Origin of the sequence: Dactylosporangium maewongense (assembly GCF_039531485.1) — a bacterium.
Classification (GTDB): Bacteria; Actinomycetota; Actinomycetes; order Mycobacteriales; family Micromonosporaceae; genus Dactylosporangium; species Dactylosporangium maewongense.
On record NZ_BAAAQD010000007.1, the window covers coordinates 430,029 to 449,718 of the forward strand.

At 72.0% G+C, this 19,690-nt stretch carries 16 protein-coding genes and 1 riboswitch; of the genes, 7 read left to right on the forward strand and 9 right to left on the reverse strand.

All coding sequences use genetic code 11. The features are described from left to right. Positions 1-12: 12 nt before the first annotated feature. Complete coding sequence (locus tag ABD332_RS20720) at positions 13-861, reverse strand: hypothetical protein (protein WP_344503626.1); 849 nt, start codon at positions 859-861, stop codon at positions 13-15. 279 nt (positions 862-1,140) lie between these two features. Next, positions 1,141-1,283: riboswitch (cyclic di-AMP (ydaO/yuaA leader) on the forward strand. A gap of 185 nt (positions 1,284-1,468) precedes the next feature. Here ABD332_RS20720 and ABD332_RS20725 point away from each other — a divergent pair. Beyond that, positions 1,469-2,314: a C39 family peptidase gene (locus ABD332_RS20725; protein WP_344503627.1), complete on the forward strand. Its 846-nt coding sequence runs from the start codon at positions 1,469-1,471 to the stop codon at positions 2,312-2,314. A 22-nt stretch (positions 2,315-2,336) separates the two neighbouring features. Here the strand turns inward: ABD332_RS20725 and ABD332_RS20730 are convergent, their stop codons facing one another. Then, positions 2,337-4,502: a transglycosylase domain-containing protein gene (locus tag ABD332_RS20730; protein WP_344503628.1), complete on the reverse strand. Its 2,166-nt coding sequence runs from the start codon at positions 4,500-4,502 to the stop codon at positions 2,337-2,339. Between the two features lie 401 nt (positions 4,503-4,903). On the opposite strand from ABD332_RS20730, the gene asnB reads away from it, so the two are divergent. Further along, positions 4,904-6,808: an asparagine synthase (glutamine-hydrolyzing) gene (gene asnB / locus ABD332_RS20735; protein ID WP_344503665.1), complete on the forward strand. Its 1,905-nt coding sequence runs from the start codon at positions 4,904-4,906 to the stop codon at positions 6,806-6,808. Between the two features lie 698 nt (positions 6,809-7,506). On the opposite strand, the gene recQ is transcribed toward asnB, so the two are convergent. The 3 genes from recQ to ABD332_RS20750 form a co-directional block, all read right to left on the reverse strand. Beyond that, the gene (recQ, locus tag ABD332_RS20740) at positions 7,507-9,345 is read right to left on the reverse strand and encodes a DNA helicase RecQ (RefSeq protein ID WP_344503666.1); all 1,839 of its coding nucleotides are present in this window, start codon (positions 9,343-9,345) and stop codon (positions 7,507-7,509) included. A 75-nt stretch (positions 9,346-9,420) separates the two neighbouring features. After that, positions 9,421-9,771 (reverse strand): YciI family protein, encoded by a 351-nt coding sequence (locus tag ABD332_RS20745; RefSeq protein ID WP_344503629.1) that lies wholly within the window; start codon positions 9,769-9,771, stop codon positions 9,421-9,423. A gap of 71 nt (positions 9,772-9,842) precedes the next feature. Beyond that, on the reverse strand, positions 9,843-10,922 hold the full coding sequence (locus tag ABD332_RS20750; RefSeq protein ID WP_344503630.1) for a hypothetical protein: 1,080 nt from the start codon (positions 10,920-10,922) through the stop codon (positions 9,843-9,845). A 120-nt stretch (positions 10,923-11,042) separates the two neighbouring features. Here ABD332_RS20750 and ABD332_RS20755 point away from each other — a divergent pair, with 120 nt between their 5' ends. Together ABD332_RS20755 and ABD332_RS20760 are read left to right on the forward strand one after the other, a co-directional pair. Continuing rightward, positions 11,043-11,654 carry a hypothetical protein gene (locus tag ABD332_RS20755; protein ID WP_344503631.1) on the forward strand — a complete coding sequence of 204 codons (612 nt, stop codon included), beginning with the start codon at positions 11,043-11,045 and terminating at the stop codon, positions 11,652-11,654. 64 nt (positions 11,655-11,718) lie between these two features. Continuing rightward, the gene (locus tag ABD332_RS20760; protein WP_344503632.1) at positions 11,719-12,333 is read left to right on the forward strand and encodes a hypothetical protein; all 615 of its coding nucleotides are present in this window, start codon (positions 11,719-11,721) and stop codon (positions 12,331-12,333) included. A 74-nt stretch (positions 12,334-12,407) separates the two neighbouring features. On the opposite strand, the gene ABD332_RS20765 is transcribed toward ABD332_RS20760, so the two are convergent. Then, positions 12,408-13,037 (reverse strand): NAD(P)-dependent oxidoreductase, encoded by a 630-nt coding sequence (locus tag ABD332_RS20765; protein WP_344503633.1) that lies wholly within the window; start codon positions 13,035-13,037, stop codon positions 12,408-12,410. Positions 13,038-13,106: 69 nt separating this feature from the next. Between ABD332_RS20765 and ABD332_RS20770 the strand changes: the two genes are divergently transcribed. Both ABD332_RS20770 and ABD332_RS20775 read left to right on the forward strand, forming a co-directional pair. Next, positions 13,107-13,478: a winged helix-turn-helix transcriptional regulator gene (locus tag ABD332_RS20770; RefSeq protein ID WP_344503634.1), complete on the forward strand. Its 372-nt coding sequence runs from the start codon at positions 13,107-13,109 to the stop codon at positions 13,476-13,478. Beyond that, the gene (locus ABD332_RS20775; protein ID WP_344503635.1) at positions 13,478-14,257 is read left to right on the forward strand and encodes an SGNH/GDSL hydrolase family protein; all 780 of its coding nucleotides are present in this window, start codon (positions 13,478-13,480) and stop codon (positions 14,255-14,257) included. The genes ABD332_RS20770 and ABD332_RS20775 overlap by 1 nt, the downstream gene beginning before the upstream one ends. A 575-nt stretch (positions 14,258-14,832) precedes the next feature. On the opposite strand, the gene ABD332_RS20780 is transcribed toward ABD332_RS20775, so the two are convergent. From ABD332_RS20780 to ABD332_RS20790, 3 genes are all read right to left on the reverse strand, one after another. Continuing rightward, complete coding sequence (locus ABD332_RS20780; protein ID WP_344503636.1) at positions 14,833-15,735, reverse strand: NADP-dependent oxidoreductase; 903 nt, start codon at positions 15,733-15,735, stop codon at positions 14,833-14,835. A gap of 95 nt (positions 15,736-15,830) precedes the next feature. Then, positions 15,831-17,336, reverse strand: a complete 1,506-nt coding sequence (locus ABD332_RS20785) for a class I SAM-dependent methyltransferase (RefSeq protein WP_344503637.1) — start codon at positions 17,334-17,336, stop codon at positions 15,831-15,833. A 3-nt stretch (positions 17,337-17,339) separates the two neighbouring features. Then, positions 17,340-17,660, reverse strand: coding sequence for an antibiotic biosynthesis monooxygenase family protein (locus tag ABD332_RS20790; RefSeq protein WP_344503638.1), 321 nt, complete (start codon positions 17,658-17,660; stop codon positions 17,340-17,342). 108 nt (positions 17,661-17,768) lie between these two features. Between ABD332_RS20790 and tyrS the strand changes: the two genes are divergently transcribed. Further along, positions 17,769-19,037 carry a tyrosine--tRNA ligase gene (gene tyrS, locus ABD332_RS20795; protein WP_344503639.1) on the forward strand — a complete coding sequence of 423 codons (1,269 nt, stop codon included), beginning with the start codon at positions 17,769-17,771 and terminating at the stop codon, positions 19,035-19,037. Positions 19,038-19,690: the final 653 nt, after the last annotated feature.

Sequence of the window (19,690 nt, forward strand, 5' to 3'; positions counted from 1 at the left end):
GCGGTGGAATTCCTACATGACGGCGTCCACGATCTGTTGTGCGAGCCCCTCCCACTTCGCGTAGGCGTCCGGGAACGCCGACCGCTGCACCATCTGCGCGGCGATGGTGACGGCCTGCTGCTCCCAGCCCGGGATCTGGGCGAGCGCCGCGTAGAACCTGCGGGCGGACTCGTGCGGGTTCATCAGCTGGTCGACCGAACCCCAGCTCGGCCGCTGCTGGAAGAGGCCGACCGAGTCGTAGTCGTACCCCACGCCCTCGTTGGGGCGCTGCAGCGACTGCGGCACGTTCGGGTTCGCGAGGTTTCGCAGGTGGCTCTCCTGCAGGGCGGTGGCGATCCCCACGACGGCCGCGCGCCGCGGCAGGTTCAGCTGCCGGGCGACGTCGATGATCGCGACGGCGTTGTTCATCTCGGCCTGGGTCAGCCCGCCGACGGGCGCGTGCACGGTCGGCGACGGCGCCGCCGTCGACGCCGGTGGCGTGCCGGCGGGTGCCGGGGTGGTCTTCGCCGGTGCCGGGGCGGCCTTCGTCGGTGCCGGCGTGGCCTTGTTCGCGCTGTCGGCGGGTTTCCGGGTGCGGCTGCGTGAGGCCTGCCCGCCGGCCGCCGAGCGTTCGGCGTCGACGGCGAACGCCGCACTGTCCGCCGGCACGGCGGCGGGTCCGGCCGACGCCGACAGCGTCGCGGACAGGCCGATCGCCACGACCGCGACGGCGCCCACGGCGTAGCGGCGGATCTCGGCCGGCACGGGTGCACGCAGCCGGAATCGGGTCGCGTGCCGCCCCCGCCGGGAGCGGCGCAGGTGTCGGGGACCGCGTGCGGTCGCACCGTTGAGCTGCTGGTCATCGTCGGCGCCCGGAAGCATCCGGCGAGCCTAGGGAGGCCCCGGATCCGGGGTGATGCCGGGCATGCGAACCTGCCGACCGGACACTGGGCGGGCCGCACGGGGCCGGGGCGCGGTCGGCGAGGTGCACCGGGGCACGGCGCAGCCGACCGGCGGGCTGATGGCCCGTGCACCCGGCCGTTCGCCACGCCGTCGTCACGCAAGGTAGCCGACCAGCGTGGGGGTTCCGGGGGTCCTCCCGCGCCCCCGATATGGTCCTCGCATCCGCCCGGCCCGACGTCACCCACCTCGGATGACACCGCGGCGGATCCGCTGAGTCGCGTCCGCGCGAGCCGGGGAACCGAGCACCACCGGGGTGAATCCGCGGGGCCAGCGCCTCGCGGTAGGGCGATCCTCCCGCCCGAACCCGTCAGCTAACCCGGTAGGCGGCACCGGAAGGAGCACTCCGTGCAGCCACTGACCCGGCATCGCCCGTGCCGCAGCACCTCGGGCACCTCGACCCTCGGCCCGGCCCGGTAGTCGCCGACCGTCACCGCACCGGCCCTCGGCCGGCGTGGCACCCCCCTGCCCGGATCACGTCCGGCACCGGCAACAGCAGCCGTCATCGAGCATGTCTGTCGAGGTACCCGTGAGTTACCTGTACAAACCCAGGCACCAGAACCAGAGCCCCGCCCCGTCGCGCTTCCGCGTGCTGCCGATCGCGGCCGCCGCGGCGGTCCTCGGGGTGACGGCGGCCGTCGGCGTGGCCGTGCACGCCTCGACCCCCGCACCGGTGGCCGACGCGCAGTCGGTGACGTCCGCGGATCCGTCCGGAACCGGCGCCGGTCCGGCCGGGCGTGACCGGCAGCGGACCCAGGCGGCGCCCGACGCCGCCTCCGCCCCGTCGAAGGCCCCCGCCGGTACCGCGACGTCCAAGCCCGCCCCGCCCGCCGCCTCGGCCAGCCCCACCAAACCGGCGGCCCCGGCGGAGAAGGAGCTCGCGTACCGGTTCGCCTGGCAGGAGAACTTCTACTACTGCGGCCCGGCGGCGACCCGGATCGCGCTGACCGCGCGGTCGATGTACCCGTCCCAGTCCGAGGTCGCCCAGAGCCTGCACACGACCGTCAACGGCACCAACTCCGCCGACGACACCACCCGGTCGCTCAACGAGTACACGAAGACCTCCTTCTACAAGTCGCACTTCATCCCCGGTCAGTCGGCCACCCAGGCGGAGATCGACCAGATGCAGGCCGACGTCGTCAACGCGATCACCAACGGCTACGCCGTGGTCGCCAACATCGCCGGCTCCACCGTGGACGACAAGGGCAACTCGCACTCGTACCCGGGCGGCCACTACCTCACGGTGGTGGGGTACCTCGACGGCGGCAAGACGGTGAAGATCGCCGACCCCGCGGACGCCCTGGGCGTCGGGTACTACACGCTGACGACGGCCAAGCTCGCGCACTGGACCGCCCTGCGCGGATACTCCGCCTGACACGGCCGTCAGCGGCTCGCGGTCAGCGGCCCAGTGCGCGTACCCGGCTGGGTGGCCGGAACGCCTGGGCCGGCTGGCCGCGCAGCGCGCTCGCCATGGTCTGCGCGACGGCGGCGTTGACCGAGCCGGAGACGCCGCTGCCCACGTGGTCGTTCGGGTTGTCCACGTTCACCGCGATGCCGGCCGCCGCGATCTGCGGGGTGAAGCCGACGAACGTCTCGGTCGAGTTGTACTCGGAGCTGCCGGTCTTGCCCGCGACCGGGCGGCCGCCCAGGATGCCGGACACGTTCTCCGCCGTGCCGCCGTCGCACTTGCCGTACGCCGAGGACCGGCTGACCGGGCACCGTGCCGCGTCGGTCGCGGCGGCCGCCACGTCGGCGCTGACCGCCTGCCGGCACTTCGGGGCGGCGGCGTCGACCGGTTTGCCGTTGGAGTCGGTGATCGACAGCACCGGCAGCGGCTGGCAGTACAGGCCGCCGGCGGCGACCGCCGCGTAGGCGTTGGCGAGGTCGAGCGGTGTGGTCGAGGCGACGCCGAGGGTGAACGCTCCCCACTGGTCCGCCTTGGCCGCCATCGCCGCGTCCTCGGCGGAGCGGAACGTGATGCCGAGCCGCTGCGCCATCTCGACCACGCGGCGCGCGCCGATCTGCTGTTCGAGCCAGACGAAGTAGGTGTTGACCGAACGGCCGAAGCCGTTCCACATCGTCCGGTTCCCGTTCATCCAGCTCGGGGAGTCGTTCCCCGGGCACCACTTGCCCCCGCAGCTGCCCGGGCCGCTGGCCGGCCACACGGTCGCTATCCGGCCCGGTGAGTTGAAGTTGGTGCTCAACGGCATGCCCGCGTCGAGCGCGGCGAGCATGGTGAACATCTTGAACGTCGAACCCGCCTGATATCCGGCGACGCCACCACCGCCCGCGATGAGCTGGTTGACGGTGTTCGGGAACAGTGGATGCTGGGGCGGGTTGGGTTCCAGGCTGTAGTGGCGGTTGACGGCCATCGCCAGGACCCGGCCGGTGCCGGGGGTGACGACGGCCGTCGGCATCGACCGCGCGCTGCCGTAGCCGTAGACGCTCAGGGACTGGTTGAGCGTGGCCGCCTGGATGCCCGGGTCAAGCGAGGTGACCACGGTGTAGCCGCCGGTGCGCAGCGCCTCGTCGCGGTCGGCGCGGGTGGCGCCGAACTCGGGCTGGCTGCCCCACCACTGGCGGAAGTAGTCGCAGAAGAAGCCCCAGTCGTTGTGCTCCCGCGGGACGGACACGCAGTTGTTGGGCAGGTCGCGCTCGTTGATCTTCAGCTCCTGGCCCTTCGCCGCGGTGGCGTCCGCGGCGCTGATCATCTTCATCTTCGCCATCGAGTCGAGCGTGTAGGCGCGGCGCCGCAGGGCCGCGTCGCGGTCGCCGCTGATCGGGTTGTCGCCGTCGGGGGACTGCAGCAGCCCGGCGAGCAGCGCCGCCTCGGGCAGCGTCAGCTCCAGGGCCGACTTGCCGAAGTACGTCTGGCTGGCGGCGTAGATGCCGTAGGCGCCGGCACCGAAGTAGGCGATGTTCAGGTAGCCCTGGAGGATGTCCTGCTTGCTCAGGTGCTGTTCCAGCTTCGTCGCGTAGCGCATCTCGCGCACCTTGCGGGCGGGCGTGTCGGCGAGCGAGTCGACCCGCTGCTGCGGCGACAGGGTCGGGTCGTTCTTCAGCACGTTGCGCACGTACTGCATCGTCAGCGTCGAGGCGCCCTGCTGGGCGTTGCCCCTGCCGTTGGAGACCAGCGCGCGCAGGACGCCCCTGCCGTCGACACCCTGATGCTGGTAGAAGCGGGTGTCCTCGGCCGCGACGACGGCCTGCTGGAGCACCGGTGCGATCTGGTCCAGCGGCACGTCCTTGCGGTTCTCGTCGTAGAACGTGGTGATGAGCGTCTTGCCGTCGTTGGCGTAGACGTAGGTGGCCTGCGGCGGCGGTGGCAGCGCCAGGTCCGCCGGGAGGTTCGTCCAGACGTCACGGCTCGCGTTCACCGTGGAGCCGCCGATGAACGCGAGTGGCAGTACACCGGCGGCCACGACCAGACCCGAGATGACGCCGCACAGCAGGAGCCGGCCGAGCCCCCGGATCCAGCGTGCTGAGCGGCTCGGCGCCCCGGCTTTCGCACGGCGGCTGCTGGCGCTGTGCGCGGGTCGGCTTCGGGCGCGGACGAGGCGCATTGGCTTCTCCCCAGGAGACAACGGGTGGTTCGCTAGCCGCCGATCCGACGTGGACCGATGTGACCGGCGCGCCGCTACCCGGGGGGGTGCAGGGCCAAACGGCGGGAGTGCCCGCCCGCCCCGATCGTCACCCCGGGGCGAGGTTCACCCCTCCGCGGGCCGGCGATCCCCCTGGTGAGGAGGGATCGGATGACGGCCGGGCAATCGGGCGCCCGGACCCGGCAGCCTCTGTTCGGCTGGATCGCGCGGCGCACTGTGGCCGTTCGAGCGGGGGCTCAGCCGGTGCCGGCGGGAGCTCACCGGCGACGGCTCACGGGCGACCGCCGACAGAGCGGTCCGCGGCCCGACACCGCTGCCACGCGAGGCGACCGAAGGGAAACGACGCCATGTGCGGCTTCCTGATGTACGTGGGGGACTTCGCCATCTCCCCAGAGACCCTCGGACTGGTGGAACGGCAACTCGAGTTGCTCGACCACCGCGGCCCCGACGACATGGCCCTGGAGAAGGCCGGACAAGGCGTGGCGGCCGGTTTCAAACGGCTCGCCATCATCGACGTGCAAGGCAGCCGGCAGCCGTTGCGGTACCCGCCGAGCGGGCCGGATGCGGGCCGGTGGACGCTGGTCTTCAACGGCGAGATCTACAACTTCGAGGCACTGCGCGAGGAACTGATCCGCGTGCACGGCGCGGAGTTCGCCACGGGCGGCGACAGCGAGGTGGTCGCCGCCGCCTACCACTACTGGGGCGAGGCCGCGCTCGGCCGGCTCCGCGGCATGTTCGCGTTCGCCCTCTGGGACGAGGCCACCGAGACGGTGCACGCGGCGCGGGACCAGTTCGGGATCAAGCCGCTGTACTACCTGCCGACCGTCGACGGGCTGTGGCTGTCGAGCGAGAAGGCGCCGCTGCTGGGGGTCGCCGGCGGGGAGCTCGACCAGACCGCGCTGTCGCTCTACCTGACGATGCAGTACGTGCCCGAGCCGTACACCTTGCACCGGCACATCGCGCGGCTGCCCAGCGGCGGGCTGCTCACCCGCGCGCTCGGCTACCCGCCGGTGGTCCGGCGTCTCAACCGGCCGAAGTTCCGGCCGGACCCGGCGGTCACCGAACAGTCCATTGTGGACGAGCTGCGCGACGCGCTGCGGGAGAGCGTGCGATGCCACCTGCGGGCGGACGTCCCGGTCGGAGCGTTCCTGTCCAGCGGGATCGACTCGACCGCCATCGTCGCGCTCGCCGCCGAGGTCCACCCACGCCTGCGCGCCTTCACCGCCGGCTTCGACACCGCCACCGCGTACTCCGAGCTCGACGTGGCCGAGCAGTCCGCCCGCCACCTCGGCGTCGACCTGGTGCCCACCATCGTCAATCCCGAGCAGGTGATGGTGGCGCTGCCGCGCATCATCTGGCACCTCGGCGATCCGGTCGCCGACCCGTCGATCGTCCCGCTGTACTTCCTGGCGCAGACGGCGGCCGAACACGTCACCGTGGTGCTGTCGGGCGAGGGCGCGGACGAGCTCGCCGGCGGCTACACCATCTACGGGGAGCCACGTTCCCTCGCACCGGTGCGCCGCCTCGGCGCACCGATCCAGCGCGGCCTGCGCGCCCTGGCCCGTGCGGTCCCCGACGGTGTCAAGGGCAAGAGCTACCTGCTGCGGGCCACGACGCCGATCGAGACGCGGTACTTCGGCAACGCCCGCGTCCTCGGCGACGAGGAGAAGGCCCGGATCCTCCTGGGCGGCCCGGGGGTGGGCCACCCGCACGTGACCGCGGCGCTCTACGCCGAGGCCGCGGACCTCGACGACCTCACCACCATGCAGCACATCGACATCAACACGTGGCTGCCCGGCGACATCCTGACCAAGGCCGACCGGATGTCGATGGCTCACTCGCTGGAGCTGCGCGTGCCGTTCCTGGACAAGGGCGTGTTCGAGGTCCTGTCCCGGCTGCCCGACCGGCTGAAGGTGCCACCCCGCGGCCGCACCACCAAGTACGCGCTGCGCCGGGCCCTCGCAGGCATCGTGCCGGACTTCATCACCGACCGTCCGAAGCTCGGCTTCCCGACCCCGGCCCGGCGCTGGCTGCGCACGGAGCTCGCGGAATGGGCCCACCACGTCCTGTCCACGTCGGGCGCCGGCCACCTGATCGACCTCAAGTACGCCCACGAGCTGCTCACCCAGCACGAACGCGGCGACGCCGACAACGCCCGCAAACTGTGGATCCTGCTGACGTTCTGCCTGTGGCACGGCATCTTCGTCGACGGCTCGGTCGTCCCCACACTGCCCGAACGCCGCCCCCGCCCCGCCCGCGCCATCTGACGCCCACCACCCGCGACACACGCCGGACCGTGCGCGCGCTGCCCTGCGCGCACCGGCCCGCGTGCGTCCTCAACCGAGCGGCCGCTGTCCTGCGTGCTGGACCACGTGCGTGCCGAACCGTGTGGGGGCGCTGGACTGTGTGGCCGCTGGATCGTGCGCGCCGGCTGTGCCCGCGATGGACCGTGGGCCTGGACTCTGTGCGCGATGGACCATGTGCGCTGGACTGTTTGGACGCTGGACCGTGTGCGTTGTCCGACCGTGTGCGGCGTCCGACCGCGTGCGTGCTGGACGGCATGGACGCTGGATCGTGTGGACAGTGTGCGCCCGATCGTGTGCGCCCGATCGCGTGCGGCTGGACCGCATGGCGCTGGACGGCATGGCACCAGGCCGAATGACGCCCGACCGTATGGCGCTGGGCCGCATGAAGCCTGACCGCGTGGCGCCGACCGCTCGTCGCTGGACCGCGCTGCGCGCCCGACCGCGCGGGCATCGGCGTCGCTCCGGGCGACCGCGGACCAGCGGGAACGCTCCTCCCGGTGGTCTCCCGGCGACCTCAGCTTCCGTGCCAGGCCGCCGGCATCACACGCGCATTGGGCCACCACCTGGTCCCGCGCGGCGAGCCACCGCCGGTCCGCCACCCGCCCCTCCCCGCAGCAGAGCGGGTGTCGTCCGCGGGGAGACGCGGGCCGCAGCGCCGATCACGACGGGTCCGGCTCGCTGATGGCGTCGAGGATCTGCTGGCCGAACTTGGCGAGCTTGTTCTCCCCGACACCGCTGATCGTCGACAGCTGCGCCAGAGTCGCCGGGGCCTCCGTGGCGATCTGCCGCAGCGTCGCGTCGTGGAAGATGACATACGCCGGGACGCTCTGCTCCTTCGCCGTCGCCGAACGCCACGCACGCAGCCGCTCGAACAGCGGCGCCGCCTGCGCCGGCAGCTCCGTCGCCGCGGCCGCGCCGCGCTGCTTGGCGACCTTCGCCGCCGACACGGGCCGCTCCGGCTCCCGGCGCAGCATCACCTGCCGCCGCCGGCCGAGCACCTCCGCGCTGTCGTCGGTGAGCACCAGCGTGCCGTAGTCACCCTCGACGGCGAGCAGGCCCTGCGCGAGCAGCTGCCGCACCACCGCCCGCCACTCCGCCTCCCGCAGGTCGGCGCCGACCCCGAACACGGTCAGCTCGTCGTGGTGCCACTGCACGACCTTGTCGGTCTTCTTGCCGAGCAGGATGTCGATGCACTGCCCGGCGCCGAACTTCTGGTTGCGCTCCTTCTGCAGCCGGTACACCGTCGACAGCAGCTTCTGCGCCGGCACCGTGCCGTCCCATGACTCGGGCGGGCTCAGGCACGTGTCGCAGTTGCCGCACGGCTTGCTCTGCTGCCCGAAATAGGCCAGCAGCTGCACCCGCCGGCACTCGACCGTCTCGCACAGCGCCAGCATCGCGTCGAGGTGCCGGCCCAGCCCCCGCCGGTGCGCCGCGTCGCCCTCCGAGCCTTCGATCATCTTGCGTTGCTGGACGACGTCCTGCAGGCCATAGGCCAGCCACGCGTTGGACGGCAGGCCGTCCCGCCCGGCCCGGCCCGTCTCCTGGTAGTAGCCCTCCACCGACTTCGGCAGGTCCAGGTGCGCGACGAACCGCACGTCGGGCTTGTCGATGCCCATCCCGAACGCGATCGTCGCGACCATGACCAGACCGTCCTCCCGCAGGAACCGGGCCTGGTTGTCGGCGCGGGTCCGCGCGTCGAGCCCTGCGTGGTAGGGCAGCGCCGAGATGCCGTTGTCCTTCAGGAACTCGGCGATCTTCTCCACGCTGGCGCGGGACAGGCAGTAGACGATGCCGGCGTCGTCGCGGTGCTCGGTGCGCAGGAGCTCCAGCAGCTGCCGCCGCGGCTCCTGCTTCGGCACGATCCGATACTGGATGTTGGGCCGGTCGAAGTTCGACACAAAGTGCCGCGCCCCGGTCAGCCCCAGTCGGGTGGCGATCTCCTTGTGGGTGGCCGTCGTCGCGGTCGCCGTCAGCGCGATCCGCGGCACGTCGGGCCACCGCTCGTGCAGCACCGACAGGTTGAGGTAGTCGGGCCGGAAGTCGTGCCCCCACTGCGACACGCAGTGCGCCTCGTCGATCGCGAACAGCCCGATCTTCCCGCGCTCCAGCAGCCGCATCGTCTGCGGGGACGCGAGGGCCTCCGGCGCGAGATACAGCAGGTCGAGCTCGCCGCCGACGAACGCGGCCTCGACCGCCCGGCGGCTGTCGAAGTCGAGCGTCGAGTTGACGAACCCGGCCCGCACACCCAGCGCCGTCAGCGCGTCGACCTGGTCCTGCATCAGCGCGATCAGCGGCGAGATCACCACCGCCGTGCCCTCGCGGACCAGCGCCGGGATCTGATAGCACAGCGACTTGCCGCCGCCGGTCGGCATCAGCACGAGCGCGTCGCCACCGCCGATGACGTGCTCGATGATCTCTTGCTGGCTGCCCCGGAACGTGTCATATCCGAACACCCGGCGCAGGACCTCGATCGCCGGCCCGGCCGTCTCAACCCCCACGGTGCTGTCCACGCGGCGATTCTACGAGCGGCGACCGACAAGAATCGCCGCCGTGACGGCCGGTGGACGATCTGACTACTGGCTGAACACGATCGGGCGCACCTCGATGGCGTTCCACTTCGCGTCGGGGATCATCGCGGCGAGCTCCACCGCCCGCTCCTTCGACTCGCACTCGACCAGGTAGAAGCCGGCGAGGAACTCCTTGGCCTCCACGTACGGCCCGTCGGTCACCGTCTCCGCGCCGGCCCTGATCCGGACCACCGCGCTGTCCTTCGGGTCGGCCAGGGCGTGCGTGCTCACCATCTCACCCGATTCGGTGATCGTGGTGATGAACCGCTCGTGCCCGGCCATCACCTCGTCGACGTCCGCCTGCGTCAGCGTCGACCAGACGTCCGGGTTCATGTGGATCAGCAGCAGGTACTTCACGGGAACGCTCCTCTGTCGTCGGGTGCTCGCACCGACTGGTCGGAGCCGCCGCGCGGTGCTCTACACGTCTCTCAGGAATTCTTCACCGCGGCCGGCAGGGGCAGCGACTGGGTCAGCTTGGTCAGGGTCGTCGCCGCCTTCGCGAACTGGGTGCCGTTCGGGTGCACGGACAGCACCGCGACGATGTACCGGTCGCCGTCGCCGACCGTCCCCGTCGTGTGCAGGACCTCGCCGCTCATGTCCGGCGCGTTCGGCGGCGCGGCGACACCGACGAACTGCCCCGGCGCGGAGGGCTGATACGCGGCCGGCGCGGCGCACGGCGTGGCCGGGTTGTCACCGAAACCGGACCATCCCTGCTTCGCCGACCACGGCTTGCTGAACGTGCTCGGGATGCCGAACGACTGGTCGTACTTGTCGGTGCCGCACTTCGTCGACGCGTGCAGGTTGCCCATGATGTAGTCGCGCACCGGCGCCGGCGCCTTGTCGAGGATGAACTGGTAGACGCGCACCAGGTCGCCCGCGCTCACGGCGGTGTACCCCCAGTAGCCCGGCTGGCTCACCGGCGGCGGCGCGGTGTCCTGCAGCCCGAGCCGCTGCACCATCCGGGTCACGATCTCCCGCTGCCCGTTGGCCTTCCACAGCCCCGTCGCGGCGCTGTCGTCGCTGCTGCGCAGCATCACGTCGAGCTTCGGCTTGTCGGCCGCCGGCACGGTGTACGACGGACCCTTGTCCCAGAAGTAGTCCAGCGCGATCAGCAGCTTCACCAGTGACGCCGACCTGAACCGCCAGCTCGCCTTCTGCTGTACAACGAACGCCCCCTGCTGCCGGTCGAAGATCACGATCCCCGCCGTCACCCCGGCCGGCACCGCGACCGTGGCCACGCCCGACGGGGACGGGCTGGCCGCCGCGGAGGGCGTGGAGAGTCCCGCTGAGGCGCTGCCCACGCCACTGCCCGACCGGGCGGGCTGGGCGGTCTGCGCGGCGCCCGGGTCCTCGGACCCGCACCCGGTGAGGACGAGCAGCGCGATGCCCGCGACCACGGCGCTGAGCACGACCCTCACCCGCCGGACCCCGGTCACGTCCCACGCCGGCGGGAGCGTCGACGCGGTGCTGGGCGGTGCCGCCGGCTGGGTGACCCGGGTCGAAAGCATGGTCCATCCTCACGCTCCGCCTGCCGGAGCACAAACCCCGGGCGGTATTTGACGTGAGGTGGCCGGGGCGGGAGCGTTCGCCGAGGCCGGGACGGGTCCGGAGTGCGTCACCATGGCGGGGTGGGGGACCGGGGGCGTCCGCGGTGGGCCGCCCTCGCCCTGGCGGTCCCGGTGGTGTTGCTGCTCGCCGGGTTGTGGAAGGCGATCGCGCTGTTCGCCATCGTGTGCGCCGGCATGGTCACGCCGGTGCTGGCCGGACAGTGGCGGAGCCGTCACCGGCAGCGGGCGGCGCACGCGGGCGGAGCGCAGGTGTGGGCCGGGCACCTGGCGCTGGACAGCGCCGTCGGGCTGTGGGAGGTCGGCGTCGGCGCGGCGTTCCTGTTCGGCGCGGGTGTGCCGGTGCGCCTCACCCCGCAGCCGCTCGGGCTCCTGATCGAGGTGCGCCGGTCACGGCTGCGCGAGGGCGTGGCCGGGCACCGGGCGGAGGGCTGCCGTCCGGGCCGGGCGCCGATCCTCGTCTCGTGGGTGGACATCGCGTCGGTACGGCAGGCCCGCCCGACCCGGGTGACCGACTGGGGCAAGGTGGGTGTACTGCCGTTCGACGTCATCGAGGTGGTGCTGCGCGACGGCGGGGTGCTGCCGTTCGCCACGCCGGACGCGGCCGGACTCGCCGACCTGATCGCGCTGCGGACCGCCGCCGGGCCGGGTTCGGGAGACGAACGACCCGGGTGATCGACCGGAGACTCTGCGTGGCTGAGTTGCGCCGGTTTCTGGCGCTTCCGTACGGTGGTCTTCCATGGCAGAGCTGATCGAGGTCGGTGTCTGGTTCGAGGCCCGGCCGATCACCGTTGAGCAGGGCGTCGACCGCTTCGAGGCGCTGCGGCGCGGCGACACCGGATGGGCCGCGGCGGACCCCGGGATCGAGAAGTTTCACCGCGAGGTGCTGGCCGGCGTCGACGCCGCGTGGTGGGCCGGTCCGGTCGTCGCGGCCGACACGCACGTGCTGCTCAGCCTGCAGCCGGAGACGCCGGAGGCAGCGCTCGACCTCGTGCACCGGGTGGCCGACGAGTGCGAGCTGCTCTGCTTCCAGCGCCCCGGTCGGCACCAGCCCGCGGCGCTGTGGCAGCCGCGCAGGCTGCTGAGGGTGCCGGTGCCCCGGCTATCGACCGAGGACGGCTCGCTCGCGCACCACCCGACCGGTGACGACATCCGCGACTTCCTCGGCCGGCTCGACGCGGACAACCGCTCCGCCGTGCTGTGGCGGGAGGACGGGTCGTCGATCCGCGTCACGTACGTGCCGGGCCAGCGCAGCTGGAAGCTGGAGACCGTCGTGGGCGAGGAGCGGGGCGAGACGGTGCAGGACGACCTCGCCGGCGTCGCCGAACGGTTCGAGGCCTTCGCCCAGTCGTGAGGCGTCGTGGTCGCCCGACCTGACCGCCGGCGCGGCCCTGCCCGCGGGATGCGGGCGGGCCGGCCGGTGCCGGGTCAGGGGGTGGTCCGGGTCCGGACGGTGAGCTGGGTGCGGTGGTGGGCCGGGGAGGTCACCTCGTCGAGGATGGCCGTGGCCAGGTCCGCGTAGGTCGTGGTGCCTTCCGCGATACGGCCGTCGGTGGTGACCTCATATGCGCCGGTGCCGGGGGTGTCGACCAGTTCCATCGTCGGCGTGAACACCACCCAGTCCAGGGAGCCCTCGCGCAGCGCGGACAGCTCGGCAACCCGGCCCAGCGAGAACGGGCGGTAGGCGTCTGGGAAGGACTCCGCCTCGTACAACTTCACACCGTCCGGACCGTCGAGGGTCGTCGCCAGCCCCACCACCAGCAGCCGCTTCGTGCCGGCCAGGGTGAGGCCGTCCAGGAGGGAGCGGGTGCCGGCGCCGTACAGGTCCGTGGGGTCGATGTCGGCCGTGTAGATCGCGCTGACCGCGACGTCGTGCCCCGCGGCGACGGCCGCCACCGCGTCCGCGTCCGTGACGTCGCCGGCGACCGCGCCCGCGACGTCCGGGTGCCGTGCCGGATCCCGTACCACCGGCGTCACCCGCAGCCCTCGATCCCTCGCCGCCGCCGTGATCCGCCGGCCTGCCCGCCCACCTGCTCCGAACACCACCAATGAGGTCATGCCGGCGACCATAGGAGGCGAGACGTCGGTAACTGCAACGTAACCGAGGCGTGCGCTACGTTCGGCTGCGTGAGCGAGCCACTGCCGCGCGACCTGTTCGACCCCGCGTGCCCGTCGAACGCCACGCCGTTCCAGATCGGCGACAAGTGGGCCGGGATGGTCCTCGTCTGCCTCGAGGACGGGCCGCGCCGCTTCTCCGAGCTGCGCGTGCCGATGCACCGCGTCTCCGCCAAGGTGCTCGCCGAGACCCTCCGCGCCCTCGAACGCGACGGCATGATCACCCGTACCGCGTACGACGAGGTGCCGCCGCGCGTCGAGTACGCGCTGACGCCGCTCGGGCGGACGCTGTTCCCCGCGATGGCCGCCTGCCGGGCCTGGGCCGTCGAACACCTTCCGGCGGTGCTCGACGCCCGCGAGCAGTACGCCAGCAGGAGCGCGTGATGTTCCGCCGGTACGTGGCGATCGGGGACAGCACCACCGAAGGCATGGACGACCCGGACGGCGCCGGCGGCTACCGCGGCTGGGCGGACCGCTTCGCCGCGCACGTCGCCCGCGCACAGCCCGGCCACCGGCTCGAGTACGCGAACCTGGCCATCCGCGGCCGCACCACCGCCCGCATCCGCGCCGAGCAGCTCCGGCCGGCCCTCGACCTCGCGCCCGACCTCGCCACCGTCGTCGCCGGCATGAACGACATCCTGCGCGGCTCCTTCGACGTCGCCGCCGTCTCCGGTGACCTCCTCGCCATGCAGAAGGCCCTGATCGGCGGCGGCGCCACGGTCATCACGTTCACGCTGCCCGACCCCGCCCCGGTCATGCCGATCGCGAAGCCGCTGCGCGGCCGGGTCCTCGCCCTCAACACCGCGATCCGCGACGCGTGCGCCGCCAGCGGGGCGATCCTGCTGGACCTCGGCGCGTACCCGGTCGCGTCCGACCCGCGCCTGTGGAGCGACGACCGCCTGCACGCCAACAGCGCCGGCCACGAACGCATCGCCGCCGCCCTCGCCCACGCCGCCGGCCTGCCCGGCACCGACGAGTCGTGGACCTCGCCGCTGCCGTCCCCTCCGCTGCGCCGCCGGCACGAGGTGCTCCGGGCGGAGCTCGCCTGGGGCCGCCGCCACCTGCTGCCCTGGCTCGGCCGCCACCTGCGCGGCAAGTCCTCCGGCGACGACCGCTTCCCGAAACGCCCCGACCCGTCCCCGGTCGACCTCCCGGACGCCTGACCCGCCACAACCCCTGCCCGCCGCGCCATGGATCCCGGCGCTCCGGCCAAGATCCCCGGCTTGATCCTTCCCGGTGTCTGACCCATCGCAGACGTGAACCGCGTCCGAGCTGCCGCATCGTCGTCTCGCGGTCCGTGCCCCGCCACGGTGCCTCCGGGCGCCGTGGCGAGCGGTGCCGCCGTCCACCGGCCGGACCACCTCCCACGGAGCGGGTCACGACGCGATGGGCTGCGGATCGCGCCCACCACGGACGACAAGAAGTGCCGCCGGCCACCCGGCCATGTCGCCACAAGCAGCCACCGCCGGCGCGGCTCACCCCTTCAGCTCGCCCTCAAGCAACCGTCCCGTCCCGGCTCGCCTCGACGCATCGGACCGGCGGCCCGGTGCAGCCTTGAGCGACCGGCCAGGCGCGGCCGGTGCAGCCTTGAGCAACCGGCCCGGCGCGGCCGGCACCGCGGAGCATGCGGAGCTGTTGGTGGTGCTGACGAGTGGACGGACGGCACAGTCGGAGTGCCGGGTGGGCAGCGGCCCGGCCGGTCAGGGCACCCGCCGCGCCGGGTGGGTTCGCTGCTCGGTCAGGGGACCAGGATCACCTTGCCGCGGACGTGGCCGGACTGGCTCAGGTCGTGGGCGGCGGCAGCCTCCGACAGCGGGAACACCCGCTCGACCGGCATCGTGAAGCGGCCCTGGCGGTACAGGTCGGCGGCCTCCTCCAGGGTCTGCCAGGCGCGGCCCTCCGAGCCGTCCGTGACCCGGGCGCCGAGCGTCGGTGCGTCGAAGTCCACGAGGCTGACCACGTCGGACGGCGCGGGCGTCAGCGTGATCAGCTGCGCGACCGCGCCGCGCCCCGCGGTGTCGAGGGCGACGTCCACGCCCTGTGGCGCGGCGGCGCGGATGCGGTCGGCCATGCCTTCGCCGTACGTGACGGGAATGGCGCCGATCGAGCGCAGGAACTCGTGGTTGCGCTCGCTGGCGGTGCCGATGACCGCGGCCCCGCGGGCGACCGCGAGCTGGGTCGCGGCGATGCCGACACCGCCGGCGGCGCCGTTGACGACCAGCGTCTGCCCCTTCTCGAGACCGAGCAGCGCGAGCGCGCGGCCGGCCGACTCGACGACACCGGGCAGCCCGGCCGCCTCCTCGAACGACATCGCCGCCGGCTTGGCCACCCACAGCTTCATGACGGCGTGCTCGGCGGCGCCGCCACCGGCCGCGAGCCCGAAGACCTCGTCGCCGACCTGCGCGTCCGCCCCCGGGCCGACGGCGTCGACGACACCCGACACGTCGCCGTGCGGGATCACCGGCAGCCGGGTCGGTGTCGTGTCGCCGAACAGGCCGCTGCGGACCTTCCAGTCGAACGGGTTGATGCCCACCGCCCGCACCGCGATCCTGACCTGCCCCGGCCCGGGCTGCGGCGGGTCGACGTCGACGACGTGCAGGACGCTCGACGGCCCGTATTCGGAATACCGCAACGCTTTCACGGGTGCCCCTCCGATGGTGGTGTACGTGCTGCGCGGCCGCTGGGCCCGATACCCCGCAACCGCCGGTTCAATGGTCGAACGGCCCGCCCGGCGGGTCAGGTGTTGAGTGGCCGGCGGGCCACCAGCAGGACGTGCGTGTCGGGCCACGGCAGCGGCGTCCCGTCCTGGGCCGAGAGCGCCGCGACCTGGGCGAGCCGGTGCTCGACGATCCAGTCGTTGCGCCACGAGTGCGACGCGGCGTCGACCTCGAAGCCCACGTCGGTCAGCAGCGCCTTCCAGTCGGCGAACTCCAGCCCGCAGAACTGCTCGTGTGCCTCGGACAGCCAGTTGTCGGGATAGTCCTTGTGGGTGAGGAACTCCATCGCGTCGCCGAGGGCGATGTCGACGGTGCCGTCGGCCCGGGCGTCGAACGGTAACGGGAAGTGGAAGTCGGCGGCGAACCGGTCCAGCCGCGCCCTGGTCGGCAGCCCTTCGACGTGTGCGGCGATCTCCTCGCGGGTCAGGCCGTCCAGGTCGACGAGCGGACCGCCGGCGGCGCCCTGCAGCGCGAGCCGCACCCGCAGGTCGCGGTTGTCGGGGCCGGACACGTCGGAGTTGATCCAGACGCCGCCGGGGACCGTGTGGTCGTAGATGGCCTGGGCGAAGCGGCGCAGCGAGTCCATCCGCTGCCCGTAGGACCAGATCTCGTGCGTCAGCGCGAACGTCAGCGTCGTGTCGACCGACCGGGGCGCGAAGACGGCCCCGCCCAGCACGTTGCGGCAGTAGAAGTAGACGTTGGGATTGGTGAACCAGCCCTGCGCCTTGCGGTGCATACATTCCTCGAACAGGTGACGGGCGACCTCGACACCGATGAGGTCGCTCTCGCGCAGCGCAGGCTCCCGGTCGGCGAGGGCGAGGACCGCGCCGGCGCCGCAGCCGACGTCGACGATCCTGCCGGGCCGCACATGCCGGCGGACCAGCTCCCACTTGCGCTCGGCGCTCGCCTCGAACGCCTCGGCATAGGTGCGGTAGTCACGGGTCGTGGTGAGGCCGCCCTCCTCGCCGACGACCGGATCGTTGACGACCTGGGCGACCTGCTCACCGAGCCGATACCGGTCGAAGACGTCGAGCGTCGCGGGGTGCGCCAGCTCCCGCCACGCGGGGTCGCCGGCGGCGAGCCGCAGCAGCACGTCCCACGGCCGGTCGGGCACCGGGTCGCGCTCGGCCTCGACGCCGGCGATCGCGAAACCGAGCTCGGCATACATCGCCGCGACCTCGGGTGTCGAGCACGCCACCACGGTGTCGTGCGGCGTCAGGGTGCGGCCGAGCACGGACTCGACGCTCTTGAGGGTGACCTCGGCGAACCGGTCGGTGTGCGCGGTGTCGAACACCGGCACCACGAGGGACCGCAGCCCCTCCTGGACGCTGAACCGCTCGATCGCCGCCTGCCGCCGGTCATAGCCGACGGGGTTGCGTTTGGTGTTCTGATGGTTGGCGCTCGTCACCGCCCACACGACCGTGCGCCCGCCCTCATCCGTCGGGGCGGCGAGCTCGCGCAGGTAGCCGGCCTGGAACCTGGTCAGCAGGTGGTGTCGGCCGGGGAACAGGACGAAGCGCTCCACAGGTCAGCCCTCGGCTGCCGGTGCCGGGCCGGTGCTCTGCACGACCTCGAACTCCAGCAGGCTCGCCCCGGACGCCACCGGCTTGGCCCGCTCACCCGAGTGCGCCTCCATCGCGGGGCCCTTCACCCACGCCTGGAAGTCCTCCTCGGTCTCCCACCGTGTGTAGACGAAATAGCGGGTCTCGCCGGCCACCGGGCGCAGCAGCTCGAAGCCCAGGAACCCCTTCGACCCCTCCACGGCACCGTGCCGCGCACCGAACCGGCGCTCCAGCTCAGGGCCCGCACCTTCAGGAACCTCGATCGCGTTGATCTTCACAACCGCCATGCCAACCACACTAGCGACCCCCACCGACAGTTCTTCCCCACCAGCGAGGGGTCGACGCCGCCGACAATGCGGTGGGAGGCGTCCGGGGGCGGGTGCGAGAATCGCGACGTGACCGATGTGCTTGATGATCTGCAGTGGCGGGGCCTGATCGCGCTCTCGACGGACCTCGACGAGTTGCGCGCCGAGATGGCGAAGGGGCCGCTGACCTATTACTGCGGCTTCGACCCCACCGCGCCGAGCCTGCACATCGGGCACCTGCTCCAGGTGCTGACGATGCGCCGCCTCCAACTGGCCGGCCATCGTCCCCTCGCGCTGGTCGGCGGCGCCACCGGCCTCATCGGCGACCCGCGGCCGACCGCCGAGCGGCAGCTGCACTCGCGTGACCAGGTCGCGGAGTGGGTGGACAAGATCCGCGGGCAGATCCAGCCCTACCTGGACTTCACCGGTGACAACGCGGCGACCATGGTCAACAACCTGGACTGGACCGCGCCGATGTCGGCGATCGACTTCCTGCGCGACATCGGCAAGTACTTCCGGGTCAACAAGATGCTGACCAAGGACGCCGTCAGCGCGCGGCTCAACTCCGACGCGGGGATCAGCTACACGGAGTTCAGCTACCAGATCCTGCAAGGCATGGACTTCCTGGAGTTGTTCCGCCGGTACGGGTGCCGCCTGCAGACGGGCGGCAGCGACCAGTGGGGCAACCTGACCGCCGGGACCGACCTCATCCGGCGGATCGAGGGACAGTCGGTCCACCTGCTGGCGACGCCGCTGCTGACCAACAGCGCGGGGGAGAAGCTCGGCAAGTCCACCGGCGGCGGAAGCCTGTGGATGGATGCGTCGATGACCTCGCCGTACGCGCTGTTCCAGTACCTCGTGAACCTCGAGGACTCGATCGTGGGCGGGCTGCTGCGCCGCCTGACGTTCCTGTCCAGGGAGGAGATCGAGGTGCTGGAGAAGGAGACGGCGGACCGGCCCGCGGCCCGGCTGGGGCAGCGCAAGCTGGCCGAGGAGGTCACCCGGATCGTGCACGGGGCGCACGAGACCGAGCAGGTGATCGCCGCGTCGCAGGCGCTCTTCGGCCGTGGCGAGCTCGCGACCCTTTCCGCGTCGACACTGCGCGCCGCGTTGGCGGAGGCAGGTTTGGTACGGGCGGCGCCCGGGACGTCCGTGGCGGACCTCTTCATCGCCGCGGGCCTCGTGAGCAGCCGCAACGAGGCACGCAGGACGGTCTCAGAGGGCGGCGCGTACGTGAACAACGAGCGGGTGAGCGACGCGGAGGAGGTCGTCGCCGCGGACCGTGCGCTCGCCGGCGGGCTGCTGGTGCTGCGCAAGGGGAAGCGGACGTTCGCCGGCGTCGAGCTCGGCGCGATTTGACTCTGTCGCTGCGTTCCACGTAGCTTTTGCGAGCGCCACGGGGCACCTGCCCGGTGGCGCTCTGCACGACCCGGGCCCCGCTCACCACCAAGCGAGTGATCGATTTGGTGGAGATCGGAAGCCGGGGTAACGTAGATGACCGGCAGGGAAACGGGCGGCGCGCGAGACGCGTCGGACGGCCTACCGAAAGCTTGATCGGCCAGAGACCGGGTGACCGGCCGAAGGTCGTGCCCGTAAGGCGGACGGCATCCAGTCGACACAGTCGATTTGGATGAGGGACGCGGAGCGGGTAAGGTTTTACCCCGGCAGGGACACGGACGAGGCACGCGGGTCGCTCACACGAGCCGCAGCGGACGTCCTGCCGAAACCATACGACACTCGACCGGCTTACCGGAAGGGTAGTTGTGTGTCCGTGAAACGGGACAAAGTACGGCGAGCCGGACTTGACACCGCAAAACGGAGATGCTAGGATAGAACGGTAAGGAAAATGCCCCGGGAGATCGGGACCGGATAGCGGTCAGGGTCTGCGGTGTGTGTTGGTTGTTTGAGAACTCAACAGGGTGCTTGTTAAGCCAGTGCCAATTGATTGACCCCGTGACATGGCTTTGTTGTCGTGTCCGAGGATTCCTTTGGTGACAAACGATTGTTTGTTG